Annotated in this window: 7 protein-coding genes; all 7 read right to left on the reverse strand. The window is 68.1% G+C overall.

The genetic code is table 11. The features are described 5' to 3' along the window. Window positions 1–488: 488 nt before the first annotated feature. The 7 genes from V6U90_RS32170 to V6U90_RS32200 all read right to left on the reverse strand — a co-directional run bounded on the left by V6U90_RS32170 (window position 489) and on the right by V6U90_RS32200 (window position 5,718). Window positions 489–752 (reverse strand): SCO4848 family membrane protein, encoded by a 264-nt coding sequence (locus V6U90_RS32170; protein WP_334444747.1) that lies wholly within the window; start codon window positions 750–752, stop codon window positions 489–491. A gap of 70 nt (window positions 753–822) precedes the next feature. Beyond that, the gene (locus V6U90_RS32175) at window positions 823–1,017 is read right to left on the reverse strand and encodes a hypothetical protein (protein ID WP_334444759.1); all 195 of its coding nucleotides are present in this window, start codon (window positions 1,015–1,017) and stop codon (window positions 823–825) included. Beyond that, a complete protein-coding gene (locus V6U90_RS32180; RefSeq protein WP_334444749.1) occupies window positions 935–1,279 on the reverse strand; it encodes an NADPH-dependent FMN reductase in 345 nt (114 codons plus the stop codon). Before V6U90_RS32180 ends, V6U90_RS32175 begins: the two co-directional genes overlap by 83 nt. A gap of 107 nt (window positions 1,280–1,386) precedes the next feature. After that, window positions 1,387–3,300, reverse strand: coding sequence for a molecular chaperone HtpG (htpG, locus tag V6U90_RS32185; protein WP_334444751.1), 1,914 nt, complete (start codon window positions 3,298–3,300; stop codon window positions 1,387–1,389). 126 nt (window positions 3,301–3,426) lie between these two features. Further along, complete coding sequence (locus V6U90_RS32190) at window positions 3,427–4,224, reverse strand: ABC transporter permease (protein WP_334444753.1); 798 nt, start codon at window positions 4,222–4,224, stop codon at window positions 3,427–3,429. Further along, window positions 4,214–5,167 (reverse strand): ABC transporter ATP-binding protein, encoded by a 954-nt coding sequence (locus V6U90_RS32195; RefSeq protein ID WP_334444755.1) that lies wholly within the window; start codon window positions 5,165–5,167, stop codon window positions 4,214–4,216. Before V6U90_RS32195 ends, V6U90_RS32190 begins: the two co-directional genes overlap by 11 nt. Before the next feature lie 41 nt (window positions 5,168–5,208). After that, window positions 5,209–5,718, reverse strand: a complete 510-nt coding sequence (locus tag V6U90_RS32200; protein WP_334444757.1) for a helix-turn-helix transcriptional regulator — start codon at window positions 5,716–5,718, stop codon at window positions 5,209–5,211. Window positions 5,719–5,959 lie beyond the last annotated feature (241 nt).

Below are 5,959 nucleotides of genomic sequence, written 5' to 3' on the forward strand. Positions count from 1 at the left end.
TAAACAAATTGGCACTGGCTTATCAAGCACCCTGTTGAGTTCTCAAAGAACAACCACACACCATCCGGTGAACCCCCTTACCAGGGGCCCCCATCCGGGGCATTTCGCTCCACCGTAGCCCCCCGCTCTCGCGCTGGGCACTTTTACTACTTTACCTCACCATCCCCGCCGTGTCAAACCGTATGTCCCGGTCTGTCACACTTTCATGCGGATCTGGCCCGCTGATCGCACGCAGCAACCTACACCAACGCTTGACCACCGGATTCGGCAGGCCGGCCGCTCTGCGGTCACCCGCTGGCTCGTCCGTTCCCCTGCCGGACGTGAACATTACCCGGTGGCCTCAGGAGCACCAAATCGGCCCCCCAGGTACGGGCAGTCACGTCGAGCGACCAGCTACCCGCCCTGGCCGCGGGCCAAACCCCACCACGGCATTCCGGTTCCGACCGGCATCCCGGCCGCACCGCCCAACTGGCCGTCGGCGGTGCCACTCACCTGCCCGACGCTGCGTCCCGCCGCCGGGTTGCCCGCCACCCGCGAAGACCCAGCACACCGACCGTGGTGCCGATCGCCAGCGAGGCCACGATCAGCAGGGCGTGGATCCAGAGGAAGCCGGTCGGGGCTCCCGAGCCGACCGACCCACCCGACCAGGCACGGGGATCGTTGTAGATGGCCACCGCGAACCTGGGCCAGATGACCCAGGTCCAGATCCCCACCCCGAGCAGGAACAGTGACCAGCTCCGCGACAGCACCATGGGTGGCGAGTATGCCAGCGCAACCGGACGGACAGCCTGGTTCCGGGGTACCGCCGCCACGCGGTGACGGTCAGGCGGGATAGGGGCTCCTGGCCCGGGCCTCCCGGAGTGCGTCGCTCCACCAGGCAAGCTGGGCGAGCAGCATGTCGGCGGCGGTGTTGCAGGGATCCGGGTCGGTCGGTTCACCATCCGCGCCGAACCGGTCCGTGAAGCCGTGGAAGCTCACCGTCTCCCGGACCGTGACGGCATGTACCTCGGCCAGCACCGGGCGGAACTGCTCGACCGCCCGCAGGCCGCCGGAGAGACCCCGTACGAGACGAAGCCGACCGTCGCGCCCGCCACTCGGCGGAGTGCCAGTCGATGAGGTTCTTGAGGGCCGCCGGGAAGCTGTGGTTGTACTCCGGAATGACCATCACGAACGCGTCCGCAGCGGCCAGCCTCGGGGTGACCGCGGCGAGCGCCTGCTGCTCGGCTGGCCCGGGCCGGCCGGTGAGCACGGTCGGCACCGGCGTCTCGACCAGGTCCACAGTGCTGCCCCGCTGACCCTGGTCGCGGTCCGGGCCGGCACCGAACGACGATCGGCCGGAAACGACGTCGGTGACGCGTTCCCGGCCGATCAGCGGTACCGGACCAGCTACAGCGTGCGGGCCAGCCGGTCGGCCAGGATGCGGGTGAACCGGGCCGGGTCGGACAGCTCCCCGCCCTCGGCGAGCAGCGCCATCCCGTAGAGCAACTCGGCGGTCTCCGCCAGCACCTCGTCCTCCCCACCCTGCTCGTGGGCCTTGCGCAGGCCGGTGACCAGCGGATGGGTCGGGTTGAGCTCCAGGATCCGTTTGATCGGCGGGATCTCCTGGCCCATGGCGCGGTACATCCGCTCCAGCGTCGGGGTGATGTCCTGCGCGTCACCCACGATGCAGGCCGGCGAGGTGGTCAGCCGGGACGAGAGCCGGACCTCCTTGACCTCCGCCTCCAGCTTGCCGCCCAGCCAGGTGAGCAGCGCGGCGAAGTCCTTCTGCTGCTGCTCACGCTCGGCCTCGGCGCCCTTCTTCTCCTCCTCGGTGTCGAGGTCGACCTGGCCCTTGGCGATGGACTGCAACGGCTTGCCGTCGAACTCGGCGACCCGTTCCACCCACACCTCGTCGACCGGGTCGGTGAGGACCAGGACCTCGTACCCCTTGGCGCGGAACGCCTCCATGTGCGGCGAGTTCTCGATCATCGACCGGGACTCGCCGGTCATGTAGTAGATGCCGTTCTGCCCGTCCTTCATCCGCTCCACGTACTGCCGGAGGGTGGTCAGCTCGTCCGGGTGATGGGTGGAACCGACCGACAGGATCTCCAGCAGGGTGTCCCGGTTGTCGAAGTCGTCGAGCAGCCCCTCCTTGACCGCCCGACCGAACTCCGACCAGAAGGTCCGGTACCGGTCGGGGTGGTTGGTCATCATGTCCCTGATCGCGGAGAGGACCTTCTTGACCAGCCGCCGGCGTACGACCTGGATCTGGCGGTCCTGCTGGAGGATCTCCCGCGAGATGTTCAGGGACAGGTCGTGCGCGTCGACTACCCCCTTGATGAAGCGCAGGTAGTTGGGCATCAGCGCTTCGCAGTCGTCCATGATGAAGACGCGCTTGACGTAGAGCTGGACCCCGCGTTTGCCGTCCCGCATGAACAGGTCGAGCGGCGCGTGTGCCGGGATGAAGAGCAGTGCCTCGTACTCGAAGGTGCCCTCGCCCTTCATGTGGATGACGTCGAGCGGGTCCGTCCAGTCGTGGCTGACGTGCTTGTAGAACTCGTGGTACTCGTCTGCGTCGACCTCGTCCCGGGGGCGGGCCCAGAGCGCCTTCATCGAGTTGAGGGTCTGCACGTCCCGGGTCGTTTCACCGTCCTCGCCGGTCCGCTCCACGGCGGTCCGGATCGGCCAGGCGATGAAGTCGGAGTACCGCTTGACGATTTCGCGGATCTTCCACTCGGCGGTGTAGTCGAAGAGCTGGTCGTCGCTGTCCTCGGGCTTCAGGTGCAGGGTCACCGAGGTGCCCTGCGGCGCCTCGTCGACCGCTTCGATGGAGTACGTGCCCTCGCCGGTCGACTCCCAGCGGGTACCGCCGCTCTCCCCGGCCCGGCTGGTGACCAGGGTCACCCGGTCGGCAACCATGAAGGTCGAGTAGAAGCCGACCCCGAACTGGCCGATCAGGTCCTGCGACGCGGTGGCGTCCTTCGACTCCCGCATCTTGCGCAGCAGTTCCGCCGTACCCGACTTGGCGATCGTGCCGATGAGTTGTACGACGTCGTCGCGGGACATACCGATGCCGTTGTCCCGGACGGTCAGTGTCCGCGCGTCCCGGTCCACCTCGACCTCGATGTGCAGATCCGACGTGTCGACCTGGAGATCCTTGTCGACGAGCGACTCCAGGCGCAGCTTGTCCAGAGCATCAGAGGCATTGGAGATCAGTTCGCGGAGGAAGATGTCCTTGTTCGAGTAGATCGAATGAACCATCAGCTGGAGCAGCTGACGCGTCTCCGCCTGGAACTCCAGCGTTTCAGTCCGGTTGCTCACGGGACCCCTCTCCTGCGGCAGTGGCTTGCGCGGAACAGGATACGAGGGCCCGGAACGAGGATCCGCGATTCGGCCCCATCCCGGGTTGGGCGACGGGGGTCGGAAGCCGGCCCCCGTCCCGGCCCGTCACGCGTTACGCGGCTCCCAACGGAAGTACTGGCGGGCGAACAGCACCCCGGCCACCGTCCAGCCGAGGATCAGCAGCAACCCGGGCGCCGCAGCCGACCAGGACTCCGCGAGCCCCACCGCCGGGTAGGGCGCGGTCCCGTCGGTGAAGTCCCGGCCGAAGTAGGCGATGCGGATGACGTCCACCACGGGTGACAGCGGCATGGCGGCCGAGAGACGCTGCACCACCTCGGGCATGTTCCCCAGGGGGAACGCGGCCTGCGAGGTCCCCGCGAGGACCAGCAGCACCGGCAGCACGGTGATCTGCGCGGACTCGCCGGTCCTCGTTATCCCGGAGAGGGCCGCCGCCAGGGGCACGAACATGACCGACGTCAGCACCACCGTCAGCAGCAGCAGCGGAACGTTCCGCGGGATGGAGCCACCGAGTCCGACGACCCCGATGGTGACGACGACCGCGACCTGTACGACGTAGATGACCGTGCAGGTGAGTCCGCTCCCGCCGAGGATGGCCACCTCCGACAGGAGGCTGCCGCGCATCCGCTTGAGTACCAGATCCTCCCGCCGCACGGTGAACAGGGACGTCAGGTAGGCGAAGGTGACGAAGAAGCCGACCAGCGCCAGCATCCCGGTCAGCATGTAGAGCCCGACCGGTGTGCCCTCCACCAGGCCGTCCTCCAGCCCCAGGGTCATGCCGCCCAACAGGAGCGGGAACGCGATGGTCGTGAAGAACGCCGTGCGGTTGCGGAGCAGGACCATGAAGTCCAGCCGGGCCACCTTGAGCGTGTGTTCAAGCAGCATGTGCGATCTCCAGGAAGACATCCTCAAGCGAGGCGCTGCGCACCTCGAACCGGTCGAGGACGAGACGGTTGTTGTCGGCCCAGTGGAGGAGCCGACGTAGCCGGTCCTGGACGGCGGCCGGGTCCCCGCCCAGGTGGTATTCGGCGAGGTCCTCCCCGGTGGTGGCGCTGATGCCGTCGAGGACGGGGAGGGTCACGTCCCGGGAGGCGACGAACCGGACCCGGCTGCCGCGTTCGGCCACCACCGAGGCGATCGTCCCGGTGGCCGAGATGCGCCCGGCGTGCATGATGGCGATCCGGTCGGCGAGCCGCTCGGCCTCCTCCAGGTAGTGCGTGGTCAGCACCACGGTGGTCCCGTCGTCAACCAGTTCCTGGATGGTCGACCAGGTGGTCCGTCGGGCCTCGGGGTCCATGCCGGTGGTCGGCTCGTCCAGGAAGAGCACCTCCGGCCGGGCGAGGGTGGCCAACGCCAGGTCCAGCCGCCGCTTCTGCCCGCCGGAGAGCTGGCGGACGGGTACCTTCGCCTTGTCCGTCAGGTCGACGCGCGCTAGTGCCTGGTCGACGGTCTGCGGACGGTGGGGAAGCACGTCGCGCCAGAAGTGCACCGTCTCGGCGACCGTCAGGTCACCGATGAAGCCACCGTCCTGGAGCATGATCCCGGTCCGGGGACGGAGCCGGGCCCGGTCCGCGTGCGGGTCCAGGCCGAGAACCCGCACCGATCCCCCCGAGGGGGTACGGAATCCCTCCAGCACCTCGATCGTCGTGGTCTTGCCGGCTCCGTTCGTACCCAGCAGGGCGAACAGTTCACCGGGCTGGACCTCGAAGGAAATCCCGCGTACGGCTTCGAAGTCGCCGTACCGCTGATGGAGATCCCGGACGGTGATCGCGGGACCGGCGGTCGCCGGTTCCCCGCTGCTCCGGGGCAGCGTCTGCTGCTCGGTCATCTACTTGTCCTCTCTCTCCGGATCACACCGCTCCATCCGGATCACACGGCGGTCGCCTGCGGCGGCCAGGGCCGCGCCTGGCGGGCCCTGGTCTGGTCGGCCAGTACCCGCGACACCATCAGGCCGGCCTGGAAGCGGCTGCGGGCACCGAGACGAACCATCAGATCCGCGGCGATCCGCCGCGCCGTCCGGAGCGAGACCCCCAGGCTCCGGGCCACCGACTCGTCGGTGTAGCCCTGGGCGAGCAGACGCAGCACCTCACGCTCACGCTCTGTCATCGACAGGGTGGTCGTCGGCGCGTGGCGGGCCGCCCGCGCAGCGTTGGCCTCTACCCGGCTGAGCAGGACCGTGATCCCGACCTCGGGACGGATCACGGTCAGCCGGCCGGGGGTGCTGCTCGGGCGCAGCATGCCGGTCTCACCGAGCAGGTCGAGGCAGCGGTGCACGCTGGCCAGTTCACCGTCGAGCGCCTCAGCGATCTCCTCGGGTGAGTACGGGGGTCCGGAATGGAGCAGCAGGTAGACCTGGGTGATGTCCAAGTCGTTGGCCATCCTCGCCTCCACTTCGGACTTGCCGATCTTGTGGCTCGGAGGCTAGGAGGGCCGATCAGTGTAGGGGAGGGACAAGGTGCCGTCTGGCAGGTAGTTCGCCATAGGGCAGTGTCTGTGCGGCTGATAGCCGTGGTTAACCAGACGGTGCGAAGATCAGCTAGCTCCAACGCCGTTCAGTTAGGGGCGTGGCTGGTTCGTCAAGGGCCGGTGGTGAGGATGTCGATGCTGGTGGTGGCCTTGT

The organism is Micromonospora sp. CPCC 206060 (genome assembly GCF_036906895.1).
Lineage (GTDB): Bacteria > Actinomycetota > Actinomycetes > Mycobacteriales > Micromonosporaceae > Micromonospora.

Excerpts from the sequence above, each read along its gene's own strand:
- V6U90_RS32200 (WP_334444757.1), bottom strand. The coding sequence starts at position 5,718 with ATGGCCAACGACTTGGACATCACCCAGGTCTACCTGCTGCTCCATTCC.
- V6U90_RS32190 (WP_334444753.1), bottom strand. The coding sequence starts at position 4,224 with ATGCTGCTTGAACACACGCTCAAGGTGGCCCGGCTGGACTTCATGGTC.
- V6U90_RS32170 (WP_334444747.1), bottom strand. The coding sequence starts at position 752 with ATGGTGCTGTCGCGGAGCTGGTCACTGTTCCTGCTCGGGGTGGGGATC.
- V6U90_RS32195 (WP_334444755.1), bottom strand. The coding sequence starts at position 5,167 with ATGACCGAGCAGCAGACGCTGCCCCGGAGCAGCGGGGAACCGGCGACC.